Annotated in this window: 24 protein-coding genes; 16 read left to right on the top strand and 8 right to left on the bottom strand. The window is 73.0% G+C overall.

Features of this window, described 5'->3' with window-relative positions; all coding sequences use genetic code 11:
• Window positions 1–41: 41 nt before the first annotated feature.
• Window positions 42–2,426 (bottom strand): DUF6049 family protein, encoded by a 2,385-nt coding sequence (locus tag BLASA_RS23010; protein WP_014378693.1) that lies wholly within the window; start codon window positions 2,424–2,426, stop codon window positions 42–44.
• A complete protein-coding gene (locus BLASA_RS23005) occupies window positions 2,423–2,899 on the bottom strand; it encodes an NUDIX hydrolase (protein WP_014378692.1) in 477 nt (158 codons plus the stop codon). The genes BLASA_RS23010 and BLASA_RS23005 overlap by 4 nt, the downstream gene beginning before the upstream one ends.
• Window positions 2,900–3,029: 130 nt before the next feature.
• On the opposite strand from BLASA_RS23005, the gene BLASA_RS23000 reads away from it, so the two are divergent.
• Both BLASA_RS23000 and BLASA_RS22995 read left to right on the top strand, forming a co-directional pair.
• Window positions 3,030–4,517 carry a CCA tRNA nucleotidyltransferase gene (locus BLASA_RS23000; protein ID WP_014378691.1) on the top strand — a complete coding sequence of 496 codons (1,488 nt, stop codon included), beginning with the start codon at window positions 3,030–3,032 and terminating at the stop codon, window positions 4,515–4,517.
• 73 nt (window positions 4,518–4,590) lie between these two features.
• Window positions 4,591–5,547, top strand: a complete 957-nt coding sequence (locus BLASA_RS22995; RefSeq protein ID WP_014378690.1) for a matrixin family metalloprotease — start codon at window positions 4,591–4,593, stop codon at window positions 5,545–5,547.
• Between the two features lie 7 nt (window positions 5,548–5,554).
• On the opposite strand, the gene BLASA_RS22990 is transcribed toward BLASA_RS22995, so the two are convergent.
• Window positions 5,555–6,826, bottom strand: coding sequence for an MFS transporter (locus BLASA_RS22990; RefSeq protein WP_014378689.1), 1,272 nt, complete (start codon window positions 6,824–6,826; stop codon window positions 5,555–5,557).
• A 249-nt stretch (window positions 6,827–7,075) separates the two neighbouring features.
• Here BLASA_RS22990 and BLASA_RS22985 point away from each other — a divergent pair, with 249 nt between their 5' ends.
• On the top strand, window positions 7,076–7,657 hold the full coding sequence (locus tag BLASA_RS22985) for a YqgE/AlgH family protein (RefSeq protein WP_014378688.1): 582 nt from the start codon (window positions 7,076–7,078) through the stop codon (window positions 7,655–7,657).
• 168 nt (window positions 7,658–7,825) lie between these two features.
• Here the strand turns inward: BLASA_RS22985 and BLASA_RS22980 are convergent, their stop codons facing one another.
• From BLASA_RS22980 to BLASA_RS22970, 3 genes are all read right to left on the bottom strand, one after another.
• Window positions 7,826–8,587: a hypothetical protein gene (locus BLASA_RS22980; RefSeq protein WP_014378687.1), complete on the bottom strand. Its 762-nt coding sequence runs from the start codon at window positions 8,585–8,587 to the stop codon at window positions 7,826–7,828.
• 121 nt (window positions 8,588–8,708) lie between these two features.
• On the bottom strand, window positions 8,709–9,788 hold the full coding sequence (locus BLASA_RS22975; RefSeq protein ID WP_014378686.1) for an inositol-3-phosphate synthase: 1,080 nt from the start codon (window positions 9,786–9,788) through the stop codon (window positions 8,709–8,711).
• A 94-nt stretch (window positions 9,789–9,882) separates the two neighbouring features.
• Entirely contained in the window at window positions 9,883–10,530 is a 648-nt protein-coding gene (locus BLASA_RS22970) for a PadR family transcriptional regulator (RefSeq protein ID WP_014378685.1), read from the bottom strand.
• A 158-nt stretch (window positions 10,531–10,688) separates the two neighbouring features.
• Here BLASA_RS22970 and BLASA_RS22965 point away from each other — a divergent pair, with 158 nt between their 5' ends.
• The 3 genes from BLASA_RS22965 to BLASA_RS22955 all read left to right on the top strand — a co-directional run bounded on the left by BLASA_RS22965 (window position 10,689) and on the right by BLASA_RS22955 (window position 15,423).
• Complete coding sequence (locus BLASA_RS22965; protein WP_014378684.1) at window positions 10,689–11,105, top strand: DUF5318 family protein; 417 nt, start codon at window positions 10,689–10,691, stop codon at window positions 11,103–11,105.
• 143 nt (window positions 11,106–11,248) lie between these two features.
• Window positions 11,249–13,843 (top strand): transglycosylase domain-containing protein, encoded by a 2,595-nt coding sequence (locus BLASA_RS22960; protein ID WP_231839512.1) that lies wholly within the window; start codon window positions 11,249–11,251, stop codon window positions 13,841–13,843.
• An 86-nt stretch (window positions 13,844–13,929) separates the two neighbouring features.
• Window positions 13,930–15,423 (top strand): glycosyltransferase family 87 protein, encoded by a 1,494-nt coding sequence (locus BLASA_RS22955; RefSeq protein ID WP_051005101.1) that lies wholly within the window; start codon window positions 13,930–13,932, stop codon window positions 15,421–15,423.
• A 33-nt stretch (window positions 15,424–15,456) separates the two neighbouring features.
• Here the strand turns inward: BLASA_RS22955 and BLASA_RS22950 are convergent, their stop codons facing one another.
• Window positions 15,457–16,269, bottom strand: coding sequence for a deoxyribonuclease IV (locus BLASA_RS22950; protein WP_014378681.1), 813 nt, complete (start codon window positions 16,267–16,269; stop codon window positions 15,457–15,459).
• Between the two features lie 124 nt (window positions 16,270–16,393).
• Here BLASA_RS22950 and BLASA_RS22945 point away from each other — a divergent pair, with 124 nt between their 5' ends.
• Window positions 16,394–17,470, top strand: a complete 1,077-nt coding sequence (locus BLASA_RS22945; RefSeq protein ID WP_041775922.1) for a hypothetical protein — start codon at window positions 16,394–16,396, stop codon at window positions 17,468–17,470.
• Between the two features lie 35 nt (window positions 17,471–17,505).
• Here the strand turns inward: BLASA_RS22945 and BLASA_RS22940 are convergent, their stop codons facing one another.
• Window positions 17,506–17,871 carry a hypothetical protein gene (locus BLASA_RS22940; protein ID WP_014378679.1) on the bottom strand — a complete coding sequence of 122 codons (366 nt, stop codon included), beginning with the start codon at window positions 17,869–17,871 and terminating at the stop codon, window positions 17,506–17,508.
• A 162-nt stretch (window positions 17,872–18,033) separates the two neighbouring features.
• On the opposite strand from BLASA_RS22940, the gene BLASA_RS26645 reads away from it, so the two are divergent.
• The 9 genes from BLASA_RS26645 (at window position 18,034) to rpsR (ending at window position 24,400) form a co-directional block, all read left to right on the top strand.
• Window positions 18,034–18,288 (top strand): hypothetical protein, encoded by a 255-nt coding sequence (locus BLASA_RS26645; protein ID WP_419761021.1) that lies wholly within the window; start codon window positions 18,034–18,036, stop codon window positions 18,286–18,288.
• A 114-nt stretch (window positions 18,289–18,402) separates the two neighbouring features.
• The gene (istA, locus tag BLASA_RS22935; protein WP_014374933.1) at window positions 18,403–19,974 is read left to right on the top strand and encodes an IS21 family transposase; all 1,572 of its coding nucleotides are present in this window, start codon (window positions 18,403–18,405) and stop codon (window positions 19,972–19,974) included.
• Entirely contained in the window at window positions 19,971–20,792 is an 822-nt protein-coding gene (istB, locus tag BLASA_RS22930) for an IS21-like element helper ATPase IstB (RefSeq protein ID WP_014374932.1), read from the top strand. The genes istA and istB overlap by 4 nt, the downstream gene beginning before the upstream one ends.
• 112 nt (window positions 20,793–20,904) lie before the next feature.
• Complete coding sequence (locus BLASA_RS22925; RefSeq protein ID WP_014378677.1) at window positions 20,905–21,849, top strand: S8 family serine peptidase; 945 nt, start codon at window positions 20,905–20,907, stop codon at window positions 21,847–21,849.
• A gap of 327 nt (window positions 21,850–22,176) precedes the next feature.
• Window positions 22,177–22,422, top strand: a complete 246-nt coding sequence (locus BLASA_RS22920) for an AbrB family transcriptional regulator (RefSeq protein WP_197536249.1) — start codon at window positions 22,177–22,179, stop codon at window positions 22,420–22,422.
• Entirely contained in the window at window positions 22,419–22,769 is a 351-nt protein-coding gene (locus BLASA_RS22915; protein ID WP_014378674.1) for a hypothetical protein, read from the top strand. The genes BLASA_RS22920 and BLASA_RS22915 overlap by 4 nt, the downstream gene beginning before the upstream one ends.
• A gap of 568 nt (window positions 22,770–23,337) precedes the next feature.
• On the top strand, window positions 23,338–23,628 hold the full coding sequence (gene rpsF / locus BLASA_RS22910; protein ID WP_041776903.1) for a 30S ribosomal protein S6: 291 nt from the start codon (window positions 23,338–23,340) through the stop codon (window positions 23,626–23,628).
• 2 nt (window positions 23,629–23,630) lie between these two features.
• Window positions 23,631–24,122, top strand: a complete 492-nt coding sequence (locus BLASA_RS22905; RefSeq protein WP_014378672.1) for a single-stranded DNA-binding protein — start codon at window positions 23,631–23,633, stop codon at window positions 24,120–24,122.
• A 41-nt stretch (window positions 24,123–24,163) separates the two neighbouring features.
• Window positions 24,164–24,400 carry a 30S ribosomal protein S18 gene (gene rpsR, locus BLASA_RS22900; protein ID WP_014378671.1) on the top strand — a complete coding sequence of 79 codons (237 nt, stop codon included), beginning with the start codon at window positions 24,164–24,166 and terminating at the stop codon, window positions 24,398–24,400.
• Window positions 24,401–24,405 lie beyond the last annotated feature (5 nt).

Raw genomic sequence — 24,405 nt, 5'->3', positions numbered from 1 at the left:
GGGCGGTGCGGAGTCGTCTGCGGAGGGCCGGGAGTCGTCGCTCACACGGGGCTCCGTGCCGGCGGCGCCGCCAGGCCGGGCGCCACGGGGCCGGACGCGTCGGCGCCGGCGGCCGCCCCCCGGCGCCGGCGGAGGACGAAGTGCACGAGTCGGCGCAGGAACAGCAGCCCGAGCAGCGACGCGGCGCCGACGGTGATGATCAGCGTGATCGGGCCGTACGCGGTGCTCTTCACCTGGATCTCGACCGGATCGCCCAGCGGTCTGCCCGACGGCGTCGTGACCTGGGCGGTGACCGAGAAGCCACCCGAACGCCGCAACTCGGTGGGCACCTGGAGCGTGGTGAGCTGCTCGGGGGCCAGCGTCTGGACGCCGATGTCGCCGACGGAGAGCCCACGGTTGCCCGGCGTCTGCACCTGCAGGCGTACCTGGACCGGAAAGGGGAGCGGGTTGTCCACCGTCAGCACCAGCGGTGCGTTGCTGGAGGCGAGGCTGTACGTCCCGTCGACCGGTGCGACGACGGTGACCTGCTCCCGGAGAGCGGCCACGGTGGCCCGTGCGTCGACCGCGGCCTCGGCGAACTCCTCCGGGGCGTCCCGCCGGAGCACCGACGCGGCCCGGGCGATGCCCGCGTCGTAGGGCCGCAGCGCCAGGTCGCCGTCCCCGGCCACCGCTGCGGCGAGGTCCTCCCGGGCCGCCACGGCCTCGCCGAGAGTGGCCATCCCCACGCCGCCCAGCCCGGTCTCCTCGGCCGGTTCGGCCAGCGACCCGGCATCGGCGGGCGGGACGTCGCCGAGCCCGGCCACGCTGCCCGCGCGCAGCCACGGCAACCCGACGGTGTCGGAGATCATCGCCCCGGCGCCCTCCAACCCGGCCACGAGGTCGCGCGGCGGGGCGACCAGCACGGTCTGCTCGCTGCCCGGGGGCCCCTGCAGGGTCAACGCGGCCAGCTCGGCCAGGTAGCGCTGCTCGGCGATGCGCGGGCCACCGGGCGTCACCCCGGCCGCGCCCACGACCGCGCTGAGCGTCGGATCGGCGACCAGCACGTCCAGGGCGTCATCCCCCTCGCCGACGGCGGTGCGGGCCACGGCGTCCGAGCCGTCGAGGCCGACGGCGGAGTTCCCTTCGGAGAGCGCGCCGCTGCCCAGCACCACCCGGTCGATCCCGCCGTCGCGGAGGATGTCCAGCGTCTGCAGCTCGTAGGATCCGTCGGCGGCCCAGGCCAGGTCGGTGACGGGGGTGACGCCCAGGACGTCGGCGAGGATCTGCGCCCCGGCACCGGTCGTCGGCGGCTCGACGGGGGTGGGAGGAGTCGCACCGTCCCCGGCCGCCGGGTCGGGCCAGGGGGCCGGCCGGGCCTGCGCGGTGCCCTCCGGTGTTCCGGGCAGGCTGCGGGTGATGACCTGTCCCAGCCCCGCGGACTGCAGGCCGTCGGCGTCGACGTCGCCGTAGGGCAGTGCCACCACCGGGTGGCCGGCGGTGAGGGCGCGCAGGCGCTCGAGGAAGGCCTGGGCCTCCTCCGTGCCGGTGCCCGCGCCCGCCACCCCACCGACGGCGTACGGCCCGTCGGCCATCAGGGCCAACTCCTCGACCAGCGCCGGGTCCAGGGCCAGGGTGACCGGCAGCCGGGTCGCCTCCCCGGTTCCGCCGGCGGGCGGGCCGGCGGGCAGCCGCTCGAGGACGGTGAGGGCGCGGTCGAGCCGGCCGCCCGAGCTGATCTCCTCGGTCAGTCCGTCGTCGACGAAGGCCCCCGCCGCGTTCCGGTGGCTGGGCTCCGACAGGGGCCACAGCCAGGCGACGGTGGTGCGGGACGAGGGGACCACCGGCTGCTGCACCAGGAAGGTGGACAGCTCCCCGACCCGGCGTTCGAGGTCGCCGCCGACGGTGCCGTTGACGTTGAACAGTGCGGGGTAGACGCCGTCCTGCTCGAGCCGCAGTTCGGCGGAGTCGAGCGTGTAGCTGAACTCCATGCTGGCGCCGGGGGCGAGCGCGCCGGGCAGCGGGACGAAGGGGGGTTCGACGGTCGTGGCCGGATCGGGTTCACCGACCGCCTCGGCGAGGTCCTGCCGGCCGGTGAGCACGGAGCCGCGCTGCAGCCGGACGGCGAGGTCGGTGATCGGCTCGGTCCCGGTGTTGGTGAGGGTGCCGGTGACGGTGATCAGCGATCCGGGCGTCACCGTCCGCGGCTCGAACCGCGCGACGTCGATGCGGACCTGGCGGTCGGCGTCGGTCACCTGCTCCGCCGCCGTCGAGCCCGGTGCGGCGGCCGCCGTGGCGGGCACGGTGACGGCGGCGAGCCCGGACCCGGCGACGGCCAGCGCTCCGGCCAGCAACGGGGCGAACGCGGCCGCACGCCGGGCGGCACCCGGCCGGGCGGACGATGCGGCGGCGGGGCGGCCGCCGGCGCGTGCGGCAGCCGGCCGTGTCACGCGCTGTCGGCCAGGAGTCCGGGCGCGCGCTCGACCAGCGCCCGCTCGTCGGCGTAGGCCAGCCGGGTGCTGAGCTCGTCCAGGGGCACCCAGGCGACCTCGGTGACCTCGACGTCGGCATCGGAGAGCGCGCCGCCGACCGCCCGGAGCAGGAAGTGGTGCACGGTCTTGTGCACCCGCCGGCCCTCGGCGACGAACCAGAAGTCGATGATCCCGAGGGGCGCGACCACTTCCCCGATGATGCCGGTCTCCTCGGCCACCTCGCGGACGGCGGTGTCCTCGGGCGTCTCGCCCGCCTCGATGTGCCCCTTCGGCAGCGACCAGAGCAGCCGGCCGCGGCGGTCGGTGCGGCCGATCAGGGCGGCACGGGGCCCGGTCACGCCGTCGTCAGCCACCACCAGGCCCCCGGCGGAGGTCTCGTCGACCCGGCGCAGCCGGCGGCCCGGGCGTCCTCGCCCGCCCGATCCAGCCATGTCCAGGAGGGTAGCGCGGCTCTGCCATCAGCTCCGGGAGCACCGCAGCGGCGAACAGGCGCAGGGCAGCCGACCGGCGGCGCGGCGCACCGGACGAAGTCGCTCCGCCGCCGCACTACGCTGGCTCGTCGTGTCCGCCACCCCGCCGAGCCCCGCCGACCCCGACCCGGTGCCGCCCGCGGTCCAGGAGACCGTCCGGAAGCTCGTGGAGTTCTCCCCGGTGCTCACCGAGCTGGGGGAACGGTTCGCGGCCGCCGGTCACCAGGCCCACCTGGTCGGCGGCTCGGTGCGGGACGCGCTGCTCGCCGCCGGTGCCGGTGGGCCGGGCGTTCCCGGGGATCTCGACGTCACCACCGACGCGCGCCCGGAGCAGGTCCTGGAGCTGCTGCGCGGCTGGGCGCGTTCCACGTGGAACACCGGCATCGCGTTCGGGACCGTGGGAGCCGACGTCCGCGGGACCCGGGTGGAGATCACCACCTTCCGGGCCGACCGCTACGACCGCGAGTCGCGCAATCCGGAGGTGGCGTGGGGCGACTCCCTGGTCGACGACCTGGCCCGCCGGGACTTCACGGTCAACGCGATGGCCGTCTCGCTGGGACCGGACCGCACCGTCACCGACCCCTTCGGTGGCCTCGGGGACCTGCTCGCCCGGAGACTGCGCACGCCGGCGGCGGCCGTCGAATCCTTCGCCGACGACCCGCTGCGGATGCTGCGCGCGGTCCGGTTCGTGGCTCAGCTCGGCCTCGCACCGGACGACGCGGTCGTCTCCGCGATGACCTCGCTGGGGGGCGACCTGGCCCGGATCACTCCGGAGCGGGTCAACGCCGAGCTCTCCAAGACGCTGCTGCAGGACTCACCGCGCGCCGCCCTGGAGCTGTTCGTCTCCACCGGGCTGGCCGACGTCGTCCTGCCCGAGCTGTCGGCGCTGCGCATGGAGATCGACGAGCACCACCAGCACAAGGACGTCTACACCCACTCCCTCACCGTGCTGGACCAGGCGATCGCCCTGGAGCTGGCCGATCCGGAGCACGAGTCACCGGACCTGGTGCTGCGCCTGGCGGCGCTGCTGCACGACATCGGCAAGCCGGCGACCCGGCGGCACGAGCCGCGGGGGCGGGTCTCCTTCCACCACCACGAGGTGGTGGGCGCCAAGCTGGTCCGCAAGCGGCTCACCGCCCTGCGCTACCCCAAGGACGTCGTCGAGGCCGTCGCCCGGCTGACCTTCCTGCACCTGCGCTTCCACGGGTACGGGGAGGGCCACTGGACCGACTCCGCCGTCCGCCGGTACGTGACCGACGCCGGGAACCTGCTGCCCCGCCTGCACAAGCTCGTCCGGTCGGACTCGACCACCCGCAACAAGCGGCGCGCCGCGGCGCTGTCGGCCACGTACGACGCCCTGGAGCAGCGGATCGCCGAGCTGGCCGAGCAGGAGGACCTCGCACGGGTCCGGCCCGACCTCGACGGCAACGCGATCATGGAGCTGCTCGGCCTGCCTCCCGGCCCCGAGGTGGGGGCGGCCTGGCGCTTCCTCAAGGACCTGCGGCTCGAACGCGGCCCGCTGGACCGCGACGAGGCGGAGGCGGCGCTGCGGGAGTGGTGGGCCGGCCGCGCCGGCTGACGTCCGCCGCCGGCGCGGAACGGGCGGCCCGTCGTGGGCGTTGCGCGCTCCAGGAGAGGGGGGCGGTGCCGACATGACGGGTGTGCACCCGCAGGAGCCCGGGAACGACGTCCCCCGGATGCCGACGTCGCCCAGCGGGCGGACCCCGCAGTGGGTCGTGGCCGAGGCGACCGGCACGGTGACGCCCGTGGCGGCTCCGCTGCCCCGCCGTCGTCGGCGGGGCCGCTGGGCTGTTCCGCTGGTCGTCGCCGCCGTGGCCGCAGGCCTCGCGTTCTCCGACCCGCCGGCCTGGTCCTGGACGCCGGGCGCACCGGCGGCCGTCCAGGCCCCACCGGCCGCCACCGCCCCGGCGAAGCCGACCGACCGGCCCACGCCGGCCGGGGCGACGACCCCGCTGGGTCGCCCGCCGCTCCCCCCGCCGGCCGGCGGGGCGTACGCCTACGCCTCCCTGCAGGACGACGGGCTCACCCCCGTGAGCTACGACCCGTGCCGGGAGATCCACTACGTCCTGCACCCCGAAGCGGCTCCGCCGGGCACCGACGGGCTGGTGCACGACGCGGTGGCCCGGATCACCGAGCTCACCGGGCTGCGGTTCGTCTTCGACGGCTACACCGACGAGCCGCTGTCCGCGGAGCGCCCGCCGTTCCAGCCGGAGCGCTACGGCGACCAGTGGGCCCCGGTGCTGATCGGCTGGCAGGACGAGGCGCAGAACCCCGCGCTGGTCGGCGACGTGGTGGGCGAGGGCGGCAGCACCGCCGTGTCCCTCGGGGACGGGCCGCGGGTCTACGTGACCGGCACGGTCAGCCTGGACGCCGTCCAGGTCCCCGACATCCTCGCCGAGCCGGACGGCGCTGCCACGCTGCGGTCGGTGGTCCTGCACGAACTGGCCCACCTGGTGGGGCTCTCCCACGTCGACGACGACCGCGAGCTGATGTTCCCCGAGGCGCGCCGGGGGGTCACCGACTTCGCCGACGGGGACCGCACCGGTCTGGCGACCCTCGGCCAGGGGACGTGCGTCCCCGAGCTGTGACCGGTGTTCAGCGGCGGACCATGCGGCCGTGCAGGACGGCGGTGGCCACGTATCCGACGCCGACCACGAGGAGCAGCGGGCGGGAGACCCCCGACGCCGGCAGCACGAACGCGCCGGCCATCAGGGCCACGACGTACCCGACGTTGACCAGCGTGTCGTAGACGGAGAACACCCGGCCGCGGTGGTCGTCGTCGATGCACTCCTGCAGCGTGGTGTCCACGCAGATCTTGACGCCCTGGCCCATGAAGCCGAGGACGAACCCCGCCGCCACCGCGGCCGGCGGCTGCAGCAGCAGCCAGAGCCCCACCTGAGCGACACCGCCGGTGGCGAGGAGCAGCCCGATCCAGCCGGCCTTGCCGATCCGGTGCACCGCCGCGGGCGTCACCGCGGCGGCGGTGAGGGTGCCCACGGCGCCCGCGGCGACCACCAGGCCGAGGCCCACCAGCCCACCGGGGAACGGTCCGGACGCCTCGACGAAGGTGTTGCGGTAGAGCAGCAGCGCCATGAGGGTGAGGAAGCCGTACCAGATGCGGTGCAGGCTGATCGCGGTCAGCGCGGCCGCCGCGGGGCGGTGCTGCCAGGCGTGCCGCGCGCCCGAGGCCATGCCGGCCAGCACCTGCCCGGCCGAGAGCCGCGCGGAGCGGGCCATGTGGTCGGGGCCCAGGTGGCCGCGGGAGAAGCCGGCGACGACGACGGCGGCCGCGAGGTAGGGCAGGGCGGCGGTCAGCGCCAGGGCGGCGTAGCCGGCGTCGTCGGAACCCGTCCACTGCAGGAGCCCCAGGGCGGCCCCACCGCCGGCCACCGTGGCCACCGCGCCCGACGTCGTCGACACCGCGTTGGCCGAGACCAGCGACGCCTCGTCGGTGGTGTGCGGGAGGCCGGCCGACAGCGCGGCCAGGATGAACCGGTTCACCGAGAAGACGGCGAGCCCGGCCGCGTAGAAGGCCGGGCCCTGCACCCCGGCCAGGACGAGGGCGGCCACCACCGCCACCAGGCCGGCGCGCAGCACGTTGGCGCGCAGCAGCACCTGGCGCCGGCTCCACCGGTCCAGCCACACGCCGGCGAACGGCCCGACGAGGGAGTAGGGCAGCAGCAGGACGGCGAAGCCCGCGGCGACGTCGACCGGGTCGGCGGCCCGCTGGGGGTTGAACAGCACCGTGCCGGCGAGCGCCGCCTGGAAGACCCCGTCGCCGAACTGGGACAGCAGCCGGGTGCCGAGCAGGCGGCGGAAGTCGGGTCGCACCAGCAGGCCGCGCACGGTCGTCCCCGCCTCGGCCACCCCGTCACCCTAAGGCGATCCGCGCCGCCCCCACGGTCACCGCCACCCCGGACGCCGGGGCGACCGCGCCGCCGGCACGCAGGCGGGCGCCTGCGGCGGCGGGCCGGGCCCGCGGGCGGGCAACCCGGGCCCGTCCCCGCCGGCCTCATCTGGGGCACACTGGGAAAGATGTCGTCGGTGCCTGCGTCGCCCGAACCCGAGTCCGGCCCGCCCGTGCGGCCCGCGGCAGGACGTCGACGTGCCAGGGCGGTGCCGGCGCTGTCGGTGGGCGGTCTGGACGACGTCGCCCAGGGGTCCCTCCTGGTGGCCATGCCGGTCCTGACCGACCCGACGTTCGCCGGGGCGGTCGTGTTCGTCCTCGACCACTCCGACTCCGGGACGGTCGGCGTCGTGCTCGGCCGGCCCAGCCAGGTCGAAATCCGGGACGTCCTGCCCGGCTGGTGCGATCTCGCCGTCCCGCCCGGCGTCTTCCACGTGGGAGGTCCGTGCGAGACCGACACCGCGCTGTGCCTGGCGACCGCGCCGTCGGGGGACCCGGCGGCCGGCCTGCGCCCGGTGGCCGGCGACGTCCACCTCGTCGATCTGGACGGCGACCCGGAGGCCCTGGTCGGGCACCTGCAGGGGCTCCGCGTGTTCGCGGGCTACGCGGGCTGGTCCGCAGGTCAGCTCGCCGGTGAGATCTCGGAGGGAGCCTGGGCGTGCGTCCCCAGCCGGCCCGGCGACGTGCTCAGCGAGCTCCCGGGGCCCGAGCTGTGGCGCCGGGTGATGGGCCGCCAGACCGGCCGGCTGGCGGTGCTCTCCTCCGCGACGGCGGACCCGACGGTCAACTGATCCCGGCGCGCCGAGCGGCGTGATCTCCGGCGATCTGGTAGGAAAGAGCCCGGGAAGGGGCGGTCTGGGGAAGAGGCCGCCCCTTCCCGCTTGTCCGGGCGCCGTTCTCGGTCCCGTCCCGGGTACCGCCCCGAGCGGGCGAGGGGTGGCGAGGACGGGGTCCTTCCTCTAGATCCCGAACGTGCCGGCGATCCCCGGGTGGTCCGCCGCCGCAGCGGTCTCCTCCTCGGTGGGCAGCGCGAGCCTGCGGTCGCCGTGGTCGGCCAGCGTGATCGTCAGCTCCGGTCCGCCGTCGCGGAGCGGGCTGCGGTACTGCACCAGAGTCGCGTCGACGTCGTCGACCGCGACCGTGCGCCCCTCCCGCAACCGGTAGACGGTCGTGGGCCGGCCGTCGATCGCCTGATCGCCCTGCCACCGGTACGGGCCGGCCAGGAACGTCTCCGGCTCGTCGGCGGTCTCGGCGGTCAGGTTCTGCAGCGCCTGCACGACCACGTCGATCAGCGGGGACTCCGGCGTTCCGGCGGGCAGGGGCCGGCGGAGGTAGCTGGCCGCCGGTGCGCCGTCCCCGGCCAGGGCCTCGGTCAGTCCGGGCAGGTCGCCGGTCCAGAGGCCGTCCCGGTCGAAGAAGAGGGTGCGGGTGTCGACCTCCTCCTCGTCCACCGTCGTCACCGCCTGCGCCTGCCCGGCCCCGCGGCGGAAATCGATCTCACCGGTGAGGGTCAGGAGCGCGTCCTCGGAGAACGGCACGGTGGCGACGAAGTCCGCCCCGCCCTCCTCGTGGTTGTGGTGCAGCAGCTCGGCCAGCACGGCGGCGTCCTCCGCCGTGATCGGCTCGCCGGCCCGCCGTTCCTCGGAGCCGCAGCCGGAGAGCAGGACGGCGGCCAGCCCGGCCGCGCCCACCCGGCGCAGGAGCGGTCGGGAGGCGGGCATGGGGTGCAGCGTATGCAGCCGATCGTCCCGGACCGGGCCCGACGCGACGGAGGCATAGGAGGCTTTACCTACGTCTCTGGGGGCCAGGACGTAGGTAAAGCCTCCTATGCCCGGTCAGGCCTCAGCGCTCGGCGTCGCCCGCGATGAACGCCTCGACCATGTCGCGGGCCTCGCTGTCGCGGTACTGCACCGGCGGGCTCTTCATGAAGTACGCCGACGCCGACAGGATCGGGCCACCGATCCCCCGGTCCTTGGCGATCTTCGCGGCGCGGACGGCGTCGATGATGATCCCGGCGGAGTTGGGCGAGTCCCAGACCTCGAGCTTGTACTCCAGGCTCAGCGGGACGTCGCCGAACGCACGGCCCTCGAGACGCACGTAGGCCCACTTGCGGTCCGACAGCCACGGCACGTGGTCCGACGGGCCGATGTGCACGTTGCCCACGCCCATGTCCCGCTCGATCTGGCTGGTGACGGCCTGCGTCTTGGAGATCTTCTTGGACTCCAGGCGCTCTCGCTCCAGCATGTTCTTGAAGTCCATGTTGCCGCCGACGTTGAGCTGCATGGTGCGGTCCAGCTGGACGCCACGGTCCTCGAACAGCTTGGCCAGCACCCGGTGCGTGATGGTGGCGCCCACCTGGCTCTTGATGTCGTCACCGACGATCGGCACACCGGCGGCGGTGAACTTGTCCGCCCACTCCTTGGTGCCGGCGATGAAGACCGGCAGCGCGTTCACGAAGGCGACACCGGCGTCCAGCGCGGCCTGGGCGTAGAACTCGGCGGCCTGCTGCGAGCCGACCGGGAGGTAGCAGACGAGGACGTCGGCCTGTGCCTGGCGCAGGGCGGCGACGACGTCGACCGGCTGCTCGTCGGACTCCTCGACCATCTCGCGGTAGTACTTGCCGAGTCCGTCCAGGGTGGTGCCGCGCTGCACGGTGACGCCCAGCGGCGGCACGTCGCAGATCGTGATGGTGTTGTTCTCGCTGGCGACGATGGCCTCGGAGAGGTCGCGGCCGACCTTCTTGGCGTCGACGTCGAACGCGGCGACGAACTCGATGTCGGAGACGTGGTACTCGCCGAACCGGACGTGCATCAGTCCGGGCACGGACGCCGTCTCGTCGGCATCCCGGTAGTAGTGGACGCCCTGTACGAGCGAGGCGGCGCAGTTACCGACGCCGACGATGGCGACCTTGACTGACCCCATGACTCCCCTTCTCCTGGACCGCGGTGGTCCGGTGGACCGGACCGTGACCGGTCCGGTGATGTGTGCGGACGCAGGCCGTGACCCCGTCGCCTGCTCAGGTGGTGCCCGGCGGATCCCCGTCGGGCGGATCGGGCAGCGCTGCTGCACCCGACGTTCCGGACGCCTCCCGGCGCGCTGTGCCGGGCTCCGACGCCTCCCGGCGCTCGCTGTCGATCAGTTCCGAGAGCCAGCGGACCTCCCGGTCCACCGACTCCAGGCCGTGGCGCTGGAGCTCGAGGGTGTAGCGGTCGAGCCGCTCGCGGGTCCTGCTCAGCGAGGACCGCAGCCCCTCCCGCTGCCGCTCGACGGTGCGCCGGCGGCCCTCGAGGATCCGCAGCCGCGCGTCCTGGGCGGTGTGCCGGAAGAACGCCAGGCGGACGCCGAAGAGGCCGCCGTCGTCGTACGCCTCGGGCCCGGTCTCGCTGACCAGTTCGTGGAAGCGCTCCTTGCCGTCCGCGGTGATCGTGTAGACCACCTTTCCCCGCCGGCCGGTGAGCGGCGGGGCGTCGGCCGGCAGCAGTGCACGCGGTGCGGGCTCATCGGTGGTGATCAGCCCAGCCGCCTGCATCCGCCGCAGCGCCGGGTACAGCGACCCGTAGGAGATGCTGCGCAGTCCCCCGAGCACCTGGGCCAGCTGCTTGCGCAGCTCGTAGCCGTGCATGGGGGCCTGCTGCAGCAGGCCGAGGATGGCGAACTCCAGCATCTCGCCGTCCCCCTCCCCTGGCTGCGCCGATGTATCGAGACGATACATCGGATGCGCGGGATGCGTTCACCCGGAGTCGTGGGACGGGTGGGCCGGGCGGGACGTCGATCCTGCTCGGGAACCGCACGGACGGAGGGCCGGTGCGTACATTGGCCGCCGTGCCCGGACGTCGTTCCGTCGTGGACTACTCGCTGCAGCGGCGAGCCGTCCTCGCGGGAGTACATGCCGGTCGCACCGGGTTGTTCGAGGTGTGCGACGCCAGCCCTTACCTTTCCCGGGCCGCCAAGTACCACGGGCAGCCGACCGATGTGGCCTGCCCGGTGTGCCGCAGGGAGCGCCTCACCCTGGTGAACTACGTGTACGGCGAGCACCTCGGGCCGGTGGCCGGTCAGGCCAAGACCGAGGCTGAGCTCGCCCGCATGGACGCCGCCCAGGACGAGTTCTCCGTGTACCAGGTCGAGGTGTGCCGCGGATGCGGCTGGAACCACCTGGACTGCTCGTACGTCCTGGGTGCCGAGCCGGAGCCGGGGCGGCAGCCCCGCCGCGGCCGGCGCCGGACGGCCACCGAGCAGTAGCCGGTCGACCGGCAGACGGCCCGCGTGACGCGCGGGCCGGGGATCGCACCTGGCGGTCCCGCCCGCTCCGCACAGCTGAAGAGAACCGCGCGTCCGGGCAGGTGCCCGGCGTCGACCGAGACAGTTCAGGAAGGGGTGTGTTCGTGCCCAGCCACGACGAGACCTCGCCCGTAGCACCGCGGGCCGGCTCGGTCCGACGGTCGCCGACCGCCCGTACCCGCAGCACCGGAGGCGGAGGCGGCTCCGGCCGTCCCCCCGCCGGCGGCTCGGGTCGTTCTCCGGTCCCGGGGCGCCCGGCCTCGCGTGGTGGCACCTCCGCCTCCCGGGGCGGTGCTCCCGCCTCCCGCCGCCCGCCGGCGTCCCGCGGTGGCAGCGCCGCCGGCCGCCCGGCCGGCAAGGGCAAGGGCACGGCGGCCCGCAGCAAGAAGCAGCGCCGCAACCGTCGGCTGAAGATGGCCGCCGGCGTCATGGGTGGCCTGTTCGCGCTGCTCTGCGTCTTCGTCGGCGTCGTCTACGCCACCACCGAGGTGCCGAGCCCCGACTCCGTCTCCACCAAGCAGACCACGGTCCTCCACTACGCCGACGGCGTCACCGAGATGGCCCGCCTTGGCGACGAGAACCGGACCAACGTGCCGCTGGCCCAGGTGAGCGAGGCGGCGCAGCGCGCGATGCTGGCGGCGGAGAACCGCAGCTTCTACACCGACCCGGGCATCTCCTTCACCGGCATCGTCCGGGCGGCCTGGAACAACCTGACCGGTGGCGAGACCCAGGGTGGTTCGACGATCACCCAGCAGTACGTGAAGAACGCCTTCCTGACGCACGACCAGACGTTCAGCCGCAAGTTCCAGGAGCTCTTCCTCGCCATCAAGCTGGACAACAACTTCTCGAAGGAGCAGATCCTCGAGAACTACCTCAACACCATCTACTACGGCCGCGGCGCCTACGGCATCGAGGCCGCGGCCAACACCTACTTCGGGGTTTCCGCCGCCGAGCTGACCCCGCAGCAGGGCGCCGTGCTCGCCGTCCTCGTCCGCAGCCCGTCCGGCTACGACCCGGAGACCAACCCCGAGGGTGCGCAGGACCGCTGGGGACTGGTGCTCGACGCGATGGTCGAGGAGGGCTGGCTGACCCCGGAGGAGCGGGCGGCCTCGGTGTACCCCGCCGTCCTGCCCCGGACCGGTAGCTCCCTGGGCATCCCCGAGGGCCCCGAGGGCCTGGTCGTGCAGCAGGTGATCGAGGAGCTGCTCGGGAAGGGCTACGACGAGCAGCAGATCAACGCCGGCGGCATGCAGATCACCACGACGATCAGCAAGCCGGCGCAGGATGCCGCGGTGGCCGCCGTGCAGCAGGTCATGGAGGGCGAGCCGGAGAACCTGCGGGAGGCGCTGGTCTCCGTCGATCCGCGCACCGGCGCGGTCATCGCGTACTACGGCGGCCAGAAGGGTGCCGGCCAGGGGGTCATCGACTACGCCATGGCGCAGCGGCAGCCGGGATCGTCGGTGAAGCCCTACGTGCTGGCCGCCGCCCTGGAGCAGGGGATCGGCATCCAGGCGCGCCGCGACGGCAGCTCGCCGCAGGAGTTCCCCGACCGGCCGGGCCTGCCGGTGACCAACTCCGGCGACGCCAGCTGCGCGGCGTGCACGCTGACCGAGGCCATCACCAAGTCGCTCAACACCACCTTCTACGGCCTGGCCTTCGAGGTGGGCCCCGAGAAGGTGCGCGAGGTCATCCGCACGGCCACCGGCCTGCCCGATGTCTGGGAGTCCGGGATCCTGGCGGACAGGAAGGTCCTGGTGAGCGGTGAGGGCTCGACCGGTTCCTCGATCGGCATCGGGGAGTACGAGCTCCGCCCGTTCGACCAGGCGCAGGGCTTCGCCACCCTGGCCGCCGGCGGCGTCTTCCGCGACGCGTACTTCGTCTCCAAGGTGACCGACGGCGCCGGCACGGTGCTCGACCAGCAGCCGGGCCAGGCGGGTGAGCAGGTCCTGCCGGCGAACGTCGTCAACGACGTCACCGTGGCGCTGAAAGAGGTCGCCTCCTACTCCCGTCGGGACCTGGACGGTGGCCGGGAGGTCGCCGCCAAGACCGGTACGCAGGGGCTCGACCGGGAGAACAACTCCGACGCCTGGATGGTCGGATACACCCCGTCGGTCGCCACCGCGGTGTGGATGGGCAACGACTCGCCTCAGGACCCGATCATCGACTCGAGGGAGCGGATCATCTACGGCGCGGGCCTGCCCGGCGCGATCTGGCAGGAGTACATGAACGCCGTCCTCGCCGGGACGCCGGAGGAGGACCTGCCCGACAAGGCGCTGATCAAGGGTGACACGGGCGACGGCGTGGAGCTGCCCGAGCCCGAGCCGGCGCCCCGGCCGGCGCCGGAGCCCGCGCCCAGGCCGGTGGTCGTCGACACCGACGGGGACGGCGTCCCCGACAGCAGGGACTACTCGCCGCGAGACCCCTCCGTGACCACGAAGCCGGTGGACACGGACGGGGACGGCGTCCCGGACGACAAGGACTTCGCTCCGAACGACCCGACGGTGACCAAGAAGCCGGAGCCGAAGCCCGAGCCGGAGCCCGAGCCGGAGCCGGAGCCGGTCATCGACGCCGACAAGGACGGCGTGCCCTTCGGCACGGACCCCGATGACAACGACCCCGCCGTTCCCGGGACCGCACCCGGCTCCCCCGCCCTGCCCCCCAACGGCAACGGCAACGGCAACGGCAACAACGGTGGCTGACCGGCGCACGGCAGACTGATGCCGTGACCGGGCCGCTCGACGAGGGCACCCCCACGGACCCCTCCGGAGTTTCTCCGGAGGGGTCCGTGGTCGTTCCACGTGGAACGCGGCCACCCGAGCGGCGGGACCGGGTGATCCCGTCGTGGGACGACCCGGTCGCCCGCCAGGCCAGCGAGGCCGTGGGCGGGCCATGGGGCCGGTTCGCCGTGACCGGCCGCGCGCTGTTCTGGACGCCGCTGCGGGTGTGCCTGCTCCTCACCACGCTCGCTGCGGCGGTGGCCTGGCTGAAGCAGGCGCCGTGCTCCGACGGCAACTGGGCGGGCTTCGTGCAGTACACCCATCTCTGCTACTCGGACGGGGTCCCGCTGTTCGCCCTGTACGGGCTGGACGAGGGGGCGGTCCCGTACCTGGACTCGGCCGTCGAGTACCCGGTCCTCACCGGTGGGTTCATGGCCGTCGCGGCCGCGCTGTCCGGCCTGTACGACCGCGCGGCGGCAGCGTCCGGCCTGCTGCCCGCCGTCCCGGCGGTGCAGAGCTACTACGCCGTCACCTGCCTGCTGCTGACGGCGTGCGCCTTCCTCGTCGTCCGGAGCACGCTCGCGCTGGCCGGTCGCCGACCCTGGGACGCCGCCATGATCGGGCTGTCCCCGCTGGTGGTGGTGCACGCCTTCACCAACTGGGACTTGTTCGCCGTGGCCCTGGCCGGACTGGGCCTGTGGGCCTGGGCCCGCTCTCGCCCGGTGCTGGCCGGCCTCCTCCTGGGGCTGGGTGCGGCCGCCAAGCTCTACCCGGTGTTCCTGCTGTTGACGCTGTTCCTGCTCTGCCTGCGGGCCGGCCGGCTGCGCACGTGGGTGCGGACTGCCGCGGCGGCCATGGCGGCCTGGTCGGCGGTCAACGTGCCGGTCGCGCTGGTGGCACCGGAGGGCTGGTCCCGCTTCTTCACCCTCAACCGCACCCGGCCGGTCGACCCGGACAGCCTCTGGAACATCGCCCTGCACCTGAGCGGGAACCGGCTGCTCGACGGCCCCCTGGCGGAGGGGGAGGCGCCCACCGTGCTGAACGCCGTCGTCGCCGTCGCCCTGCTGGCGGGCGTGGCCGCGGTGGCGCGGCTGGTCCGCGTCGCACCGGTCCGTCCGCGGGTGGCCCAGGTGGCCTTCCTGCTCGTCGCGGTGTTCCTGCTGACCAACAAGGTCTGGAGCCCGCAGTACTCGCTCTGGCTGCTGCCCCTGGCGATCCTGGCCCGCCCCCGGTGGCGGTCGCTGCTCGCCTGGCAGGCCACCGAGGCGCTGCTGTGGGTGCCCCGCATGCTCTGGTACCTCGGCACGGAGAACAACGGCGTCGCCGTGGAGTGGTTCTTCGTCGCGGTGACCGTGCGGGACGTCGCCGTCGTCGTCCTCATGGCACTGGTCGTGCGCGACGTGCTCGACCCTGACCGGGACGTCGTCCGCACCAGTTGGCCCGGCGTCGACGACCCGGCCGGAGGGCCGCTGGACAGGGCACCCGACCGCGTCCTCCCGCGGACGGCTCGCCGGGACCAGGTCACCTGGTCATCGATGGTCCTCCCTCGGCGTGGACCGTGAGGGTGGACGCCCCCAGGTGAGGAAGGACGGAGGCTAGGCCAGCGCCGCGCGCAGCAGGGCGATCTCCTCGGCGTGGCTCGCCGCGTCGCCGGGCGTCTCCAGCACGATCGGGCAGTCGGCGCGCCGTGCGACGTCGAACAGCAGGTCGGCCGGGATCTCGCCGTCGGTCAGGGGTGCGTGCCGGTCCCGCCCGGAGCCGGCGGGATCGCGGCTGTTGTTGAGGTGCACCAGATCGATGCGGCCGGTGACCGCGCGCACCGCCTCGACCACGGTGGACAGGTCCCAGCCGGCGGCCCAGGCGTGGCAGGTGTCCAGCACGAAGCCGGCACCGAACTCGCCGACGGCGTCCCAGAGCCTGCCGATGGCGTCGAGGTCCCGGGCCATGGCGTTCCCGCCGCCCGCCGTGTTCTCGATCAGCACCGGCACCGGGAAGCCACCCTGCTCCACCTGGCGGGCGAACGTCTTGCGCCAGTTGTCCGCGCCGGCCGACGGGTCGTCCTTCGCCAGCACGTGCCCGCCGTGCACGACCAGGCCCCGGGCGCCGACGGCGGCGGCCGCCCGCGCGTGCTGGTCGAGCAGCTTGCGGCTGGGGATGCGGATGCGGTTGTTCGTCGACGCGACGTTGAGCAGGTACGGCGCGTGGACCACGACCATCACGTCACCGGAGCTCAGTTCGCCGGCATCGGGGCGGGGCTCCGGCGCCGCGTAGCTCTGCGGATCGGTGAGGAAGATCTGGACGCCGTCGGCGTCCACCTCCGCCGCGCGGGCCAGGGGACCCCCGTGCTCGAGCTGACCCTCATCGCTGAGCCCGGCGCCCACGTGTACGCCGATCGGGTGCAGACCCATGCTCGACTCTCCCTCTTCGGATCGGTTCGGGTTTACCCGTATCGCGTGCGTCACATCATCGTTTCCACCGTGACGAGGCTTACTCACCGGTAGGGGTGGGACGTCGACGTGGAGGTAGCGAAACATGGCAACGGGTCGCATCCGTCGCACGGCCCGCCGCGGCATCGCCGTGGCGGTGCTCGCCTGGCTGGGCGTTGCCGGGGCCTCCCTCGTGGCTCCCCTCGCCGTCGCCGCTCCCTCGGTCACCGTCCCGATCCGGGACGTGACCCCGCCGGTGGTGTCCGTGGACGCCGGCGGCTCGGTCACGTTCGTCAACGAGATCCAGGACAAGACGGTCCAGGTCGGTGGCGGGGGGCTGCTGCCGGCGCTGGTGGACGTCACGGCGTCCACCGAGGTCACGCTGGGTCTGCCCTCGGGCACGAAGGTGCTCACCGCACCCGGGACCCCCGGGGCCTCGGTCACCGAGCGGTTCGACCGCAGCTGCGCCACCTGCACCCTCACCTACACGTACGCGTTGACGAGCAACGGCTCGCTCACCGCGCCTCTCACCGACGCCGCGCTCGAGGCCCTCCCGTCGCTGCCCGCGCCCACGCCGTTCGTCGTCAACACGATCCTGCCGGACGTGCCGGATGTGCAGGGGGCGAACCTGCCCCCGCTGCCGGCGGTCACGCTGCCGCCCCTACCGGTCCAGCCGCCCGCGCCCCCCGCGCCGCCCGTCCCGGGCGAGGACCGGGAGGAGACGGTCGTGGACACCCCGCCGGCCGCGCCCCCGGTGATGCAGGACCCGCCGGGCGACCCGTACACGTACGGCGCCGGTGCCGGTGCGGTCCGGCTCTCCCCCTCGAGCACCACGGCGGCGGCGGCCTTCGACCCCTCGCGCTTCGCGGTGCCGGGCCAGGGCCCCGGCGGTGCCGGCCGGGCCGGCTCGTCCGGCGCCGGTGGGGTCGCCGGTTCCTACGACGGCGCATCCGTCCCGGTCTTCGGTCAGCTGGCGGGCCTGGACTTCGCGGCCCTGGACGAGGGGAGCGCGAGCGAGGTCGTCACGGCGTCGGAGGCCCGGCCGCTGACCCTGCCGGCCGCCGCGCTCGCCGCCGTCGTCGCCCTGGCCGCGGTCACCGCCGCCCTGGTCCGGACCTCGGCGTCGACACGGCGCCCGGGGGGTGACGGCAACACGGTCGTTTGGTTAGGACGATCGCGCTGATCTCTCAGAGGTGACCCCTGAGAGATTGGAGAAGACTAGTGGTTGCCACCGTTGAAAGGTCGGGGGTCGGTGGTGCAGGCGGTGGGGTCGTTGAGGCAGAGGCCGCAGGCGCAGTCGAGGGCTTCCTCGGCGGTGCCGCTGGATGAGCCGGTGGGCAGGAAGTTGTCCTCGTAGTCGTCGTGGCTGGCGCGGTAGATGGCGAAGCCCCAGGTGGTGGCGGAGCCGACGTATCGCAGCCGGCACAGTGGCAGGATCTCGCCTCCGGAGAGGATGCCGTCGACGTAGGCGAGGCCGGTGCGGTAGCGCATGCGGACCTCGGCCAGGTCCGGCCAGCGTTCGCGGGCGCGGGTGGCCAGCCGCCAGTGCAGCGAGTCCTTGGTGGAGTCCGGGATCTTCGGCATCGCCTCATCCTCGCCGTCGGTCGGCGTGGCGCCGACCGAACCAGCGTCGGCGGGGAGACAAACGGCGATGGCGATGGTGACGCCCTACCTGATGGAGTTGACCGACGCCGACCGTCGCGTGCTTGAGCCCCCTGGCAGCGCAACTACGGGCTCCCGAATGTCATCACGGTCGCAGCCACCAACTCCGACCGGAAGTTGGCCCGGTTCTCCAACTTCGGCTCCGGAGTCGAAGTCGCCGCTCCTGGAGGCGTGCAGCCACACGACCCAGAGGGTGGCATCTGGAGCACCACCATCGGCGGCAAGGGTGTCGCGGACATCGGCATCGTGCCTGATGCTCCCGGCTGTCGGCGGCCACGGCATTCTGCCCGGAGACGGCCACGAAGTTGCCCGCTGGCGGACATGAGAACTGCCCGCTGATGGTCACGGGATCTGCCCAACACGACGTCGTCTGCCTCGCCGCCTGCGGCGGTTGAGGCCCCTTCTCGGGTGCGCTGGCGGTGCTGAAGCGCCGCTCACCCGAGAAGGGACACCGTGAAGTCTGCAGGGGAGATCATGGAAATTCTGGAAGCGTTCGACCTGACCGGGTCCTACCGCGATGCCGGCGAGCTGGCCGGCTGCTCGCATCACACCGTCGCGCACTACGTCGGGCGGCGTGAGGCCGGCGGGATCAGCGATCGGCCGGCGGCGCGCCCGCGGCTGATCGATGAGTTCCTGCCCAAGGTCGAGGAGTGGATGGAGCGCTCGAAGGGCACGATCCGCGCGGACAAGGCCCACGAGAAGCTCGTTGCCCTCGGCTACACCGGCTCGGAGCGCACCACCCGCCGCGCGGTCGCGGAGGTGCGGACAGCGTTTCGGGCCGGGCGGGTGCGGGTGCACCGGCCGTGGGTGACCGAGCCGGGCATGTGGCTGCAGTACGACTTCGGCGACGGCCCGCTCATCGGCGGGGCGAGGACCACGCTGTTCTGCGCGTGGCTGGCCTGGGCACGGTTCCGGGTGGTGCTGGCGATCCGGGACAAGACCACCGCCAGCGTGTTCGCCGCGCTGGACGTGACGCTGCGCCGCCTGGGTGGGGCGCCGACGTACGTGCTGACCGACAACGAGAAGACCGTCACCGTCGAACACGTCGCCGGGATGCCGGTGCGCAATCAGCAGACCGTCGCCTTCGCCCGGCACTACGGGATCACGATCCACACCTGCGAGCCGGCCGACCCCGCCTCCAAGGGCGGCAGCGAGAACACTGTGAAGCTGGCCAAGGCCGACCTGGTGCCCACCGACACCAACCTGCGGGAGGCCTACGGCTCCTTCGCCGAGCTGGAGGCCGCCTGCGAGGCGTTCTGCGACCAGGTCAACGCCCGGATCCACCGGGTGACCCGCCGTGCTCCGGTGGACATGCTGGCCGAGGAGCAGCAGCGGCTGCACCCGATCCCGGCCGCGCCGCACACCGTCGCGCTCGGGGTGACCCGCACGGTGGCGGTGAACACGCCGCTGGTCACCTTCGACGGCGGGCAGTACTCGGTGCCGCACACCCTGCTGAGCGCCACCGTCTGGGTCCGGGTCCACGGGCAAGGCTCCGGTGAGCGGGTGGTGATCGTGCACGTCGGTGACGCCGGGCCGGTCGAGGTTGCCCGCCACGCCCGCGCCACCCCGGGCAGCCCGCAGCTGATCGATGAGCACTTCCCGCCCGCACCGGTCGGCGCGCTGGACCGCCAGCCCAAGCCGAAGACCGCCGCCGAGGTGGAGTTCCTGGCTCTGGGCGACGGGGCCCGGCTGTGGTTGACCGAGGCCGCCGCGGTGGGCACGACCAAGATGCGGGTCAAGATGGCCGCCGCGGTGACGATGGCCAAGCTCGTCGGCTCGGGCGAGGTGGACTGGGCGCTGGGGCACGCCGCGGTGCATGCCCGCTTCGCCGAGGCCGACCTGGGCTCGATCCTCGAACACCGGTCCGCCGGCACGAACGGGACCAGGCATTCCGCGGCCGAGGACCGCAGCCTGACCCAGGGCACCGCGGGCTGGGCCGCCCTCGGCGCCGCACCGACCACCGGTCCCAGCGCCAAGCCAGGCGCCGCCCCCGACACCGACGCCGACGCCGAGGTGACCCGATGACCGCCGCCACGAGGTCGGCATCCGCGGTGGCGGTCGGACCGGCGGTCGGGACGCCGGCGGCACCGGCGCTGCCGGATGATCTGGAGACGCTGCTGCGCCGGCTGCGGCTGCCCCACGTCCGCCGGCATGCCGCTGACGTGCTGGCCACGGCCAAGGCCCAGCGCTGGGACCCGGCCGAGGTGCTGCGCGTGCTGCTCGGGGAGGAGGTCGCCGGCCGGGACCGCTCGGCGTTGGCCACCCGGCGGGCCGCCGCCGCGTTCCCCACGGGGAAGACTTTCGACGCCTGGACGCCGGAGGCCAGCAGCATCCCTGCCCCAACGCAGCAGGCGCTGCGGACGTTGGAGTGGCTGCACCGGCGGGAGAACCTGGTCATCTGCGGTCCCTCCGGCACCGGGAAGACGTTCCTGCTCGAGGCGCTGGGCTCCTCCGCGGTCGAACAAGGGCTCAAGGTCGCCTGGTTCACCCTGGAGGACCTCGGGCTGCTGGTCCGCCGGCACCGCGCCGATGACACCGTCACCAAGGCCATCGCCCGCGTGCTGCGCGCCGACCTCGTGGTGATCGACGACATCGGCCTACTCCCGGTCGCCACCGACGCAGCCGAAGGGCTCTACCGACTCGTCGACGCCGCCTACGAGAAGCGCTCGGTCGCCGTCTCCAGCAACCTGCACCCGGCAGCCTTCGACGAGCTCATGCCCAAGACCCTCGCCACCGCGACAGTCGACCGGCTGCTGCACCACGCCCACGTCTGCCAGACCAGCGGCGACAGCGTCCGCCTCTCCCAGGCCCTGGCCGGGCAGGGGGTGAGGCCACTGACCTGACACCGGACTGGTGATGGCCAGCCTGGGCAGATCCCATGGCCATCACCGGGCAGAGCGAGTGACCGTCAGCGGGCAGGTCTCACGACCGCCGCTGGGCAGAACCTCATGGCCCTTGACACCCGGCTGCGGCTTCTTCGGCCCGGCGATCTGCGGGACCTACCACCAGACCTACGGGATCTCCATGGCGGCACCTTTGGTCGCCGGTGTGGCGGCGCTCGCCCGCAGCGCCAATCCGGAACTGTCGGCGGCGGACATCGGAAGTTGCATCGTCTCCACCGCTGGTCGCCGGACCGGCACCGTAGCCGAGCGCGGGACCGTTCCCGGAACCGGAAACGCCGTCCTCGACTTTCCGGTCGTAGGTGCGCCGTCGCTGCCGATCGTGGATGCCGAAGCAGCCGTGAAGTGCGCCCAGGGAGGATTGGACGGCGGCGGAATCCTCGTCCTCGGGGCAGGTGACCGCACTGGTTCCGGGGATGGCAGCGACCTCGGCGACCTCACCCAGCGGCTCACCGAGGAGGGCTACGAGGTCTCCACGTCGCAGACCATGCCCGCCGACCTGAGCGGGTTCGACCAGGTGTGGCACATCGACACCCAACCGCTGACCGGCAGCGAGGTCGACCGGCTGGCGGCGTTCGTGGAGTCCGGCAGGTCGGTGTATCTGACCGGCGAGTGGGGCTGCTGCCCGATCGACCAGTCCACCATCGGACTGATCAACCGGCTGACCGGCGGGAACGTCGGCCATGGCGGTGAGAACGGAACGAACACCGTGCCGGTCAACTCTGACGCGATCGGCAACATCGACGGCACCGACACCCCCAACCAGGTGTCCACGCTCCAGGTCGCTACCTCCGGCTCCCTCCGGGGAGTGCCTGCGAGATCCATCGTCGCCGCCGTGCCCGGTGACCCGACCAGGGCTGTCTGGGCCGCCTGGGACTCTTCCCAGGTGACCGGGGGCGGGAAGGTCGTCGCCCTGATGGACATCAACTGGTTCGCCCACCAGTACCGCGGTGACACCTGGGACGAGGTGACGGCGAACATCGCCAAGTTCCTGTCCTGACCTTCCTGGCCACCCCCATGCAGGCACCCAGGCAGGTGGCGGTCCTGGGTGCTTCATGGATTTCAGAAGCGTGAGCGCTGGTCGCACCCCTTACGGGATGACGAGGCGCGCCAGTTCTCGTCGGAGTCGGTGATCAACTCCGAAGAGAACTGGCGGCGTCCCGCCCATGCGTCAAGCAAGGCTGCATTGCAGCAAGACTGCTTGACGGCAGGGTAGGAAACCCTGACACTGGGTGCTATGGCTGTCAGGACGCGTAGGGCCGAGAAGGCTGAGGAGTGCTTTCACGGCTACGTGACCGTGCAAGGACGCGGCACCGTCGCACTCCCCGTGGGCCTTCGCAAGCGCTACCACCTGGACCGCCCGGGCGCCCAAGTCGAGATCACCGAGCGGGAGGACGGCGTGCTGGAACTCCGGCCGACCCTCGCGGTGCCTGTGGCTGAGGCGTGGTTCTGGGAGGAGCGCTGGCAGGCCGGGGAGCGCGAGGTAGACGCGCACGTCGCCGCTGGCGCGACCACGCAGCACGAGACGGTCGACGACTTCGTGGCGCACCTCGACGCGCTCGACGACGAGTGAGGTTCGAGACCACCCCGCGCTTCGACTCGGACTACAAGGACCTGAAGGCCGAGCACAAGCGGCAGTTCCGCGAGGTCCTGCCTGACTTCATCAGGGCGTGTGATGCCTACGCCGAGGCGTACGCGGTCTCCCGGGACAAGGACGCGGTGAAGGAGAAGGTCCCGGCCTATCGGTGGCCCGCGGCCCTGCGGGTGTCGCCAATGAAGTCAGCGCCCGGCATCTGGGAGATGACCTGGAGTTTCGCCAGCCCGGACGGGCGTGCGACGTTCGAGTTCGTCAGTGACGACCAGGGCTTGATCCTGCGGTGGCGGCGGATCGGCGATCACAGCATCTACAAGCGTCCCTAAGCCGCGTGATTGGAGGCTGTGGCCACGCACAGCCCCCAGGGCCCTCGCTTCGATCCTGCTGCTCGCCGACGAGCACGAGTACGTCCGCTGTGTCGCCGATTGGCTGCAGACCGCCGAGGACCTGGCCGAGGAGCCCGCTCTGACCGGCCAGCCGGTGATTGATGCGCTGGTGGCTGCAGCGGCGGAGCATGCGGCAGCGCAGGCCGAGCGTCCACGGCCGGAGTGGACGCGCACGCGGGCCCGTGTCCGTCGGCGTCCGTGGTGGGCCGGGAGGGTGATCGATCGGCGCTGGCTGCGCTGGGCCTTGGAGCGTGCGCCGAAGCGCGTTCTCCCCGCGGCATGGCGGCAGCGAAAAGCCCGAGCCCACCTCTACCGATGGTGCAGGGCGACCACGCCGGTCGCAGGCGGCCCGCGAGCCGCGCTGAGCCGGGCAGCTCCCTCCCCGCCCCGCGGCGCTGGTAGGGTGTCGACAGCGCGTTCCGGCTCCTGCCGGGGCGCGCGACGCGTGTACGACCCTCCTGCTGCAGATTCCCTGCAGCCGCTGAGACCAGAGGAGGTGGGGTTCTCCGTGCGTCACTACGAACTGATGGTCATCCTCGACCCCGATCTCGAGGAGCGCACGATCGCGCCCTCGCTCGACCGGTTCCTGACCGTCATCACCAAGTCCGGTGGAACGGTCGCCAAGGTCGACATCTGGGGCCGTCGCCGCATGGCCTACGAGATCCAGAAGCAGGCCGAGGGCATCTACGCGGTCATCGACATCGATGCCGAGCCCGCCGCCGTCTCCGAGCTCGACCGGCAGCTCAACCTGAACGAGTCGGTCCTGCGCACGAAGCTGATGCGGCCCGAGGTCCACTGACCATGGCCGGCGAAACCGTCATCACCGTCATCGGCAACCTGACCGCCGATCCGGAGCTGCGCTTCACGCCGTCGGGCGCTGCCGTCGCGAACTTCACCGTGGCCTCCACGCCGCGGACCTTCGACCGTCAGTCGCAGGAGTGGAAGGACGGCGAGGCGCTGTTCCTCCGCTGCAACGTCTGGCGGCAGGCCGCGGAGAACGTGGCCGAGTCGCTGACCCGCGGCTCGCGGGTCATCGTCAGCGGCCGGCTGAAGCAGCGTTCCTTCGACACGAAGGAAGGCGAGAAGCGCACCGTCATCGAGCTCGAGGTCGACGAGATCGGCCCGTCGCTCCGCTACGCGACCGCGAAGGTCACCAAGGCCTCGCGCGGCGAGGGCGGCGGCGGCTTCGGCGGAGGCGGCGGCGGTGGCGGTGGCGGCTTCGGTGGTGGCGGCGGCGGGGCGAGCGACCCGTGGTCGACGCCCGCCGGTCCGTCCGACGAACCGCCGTTCTGATCCCCCACTTCCTCTTTCACTGAATCTCTCTGGAGAACCAGGTGCCCAAGCCCCCTGTTCGCAAGCCCAAGAAGAAGGTCTGCCAGTTCTGCAAGGACAAGGCGACCTACGTCGACTACAAGGACACGACCCTGCTGCGGAAGTTCATCTCCGACCGCGGCAAGATCCGTGCCCGCCGCGTCAGCGGCAACTGCAGCCAGCACCAGCGTGACGTCGCCACGGCCGTCAAGAACAGCCGTGAGATGGCGCTGCTGCCCTACACCTCGACGGCGCGCTGATCATG

The sequence above is a fragment of the Blastococcus saxobsidens DD2 genome, assembly GCF_000284015.1.
Lineage (GTDB): Bacteria > Actinomycetota > Actinomycetes > Mycobacteriales > Geodermatophilaceae > Blastococcus > Blastococcus saxobsidens_A.
Note: the sequence above shows the minus strand (reverse complement) of the source record. Positions and strands in the feature narration are given on the sequence as shown.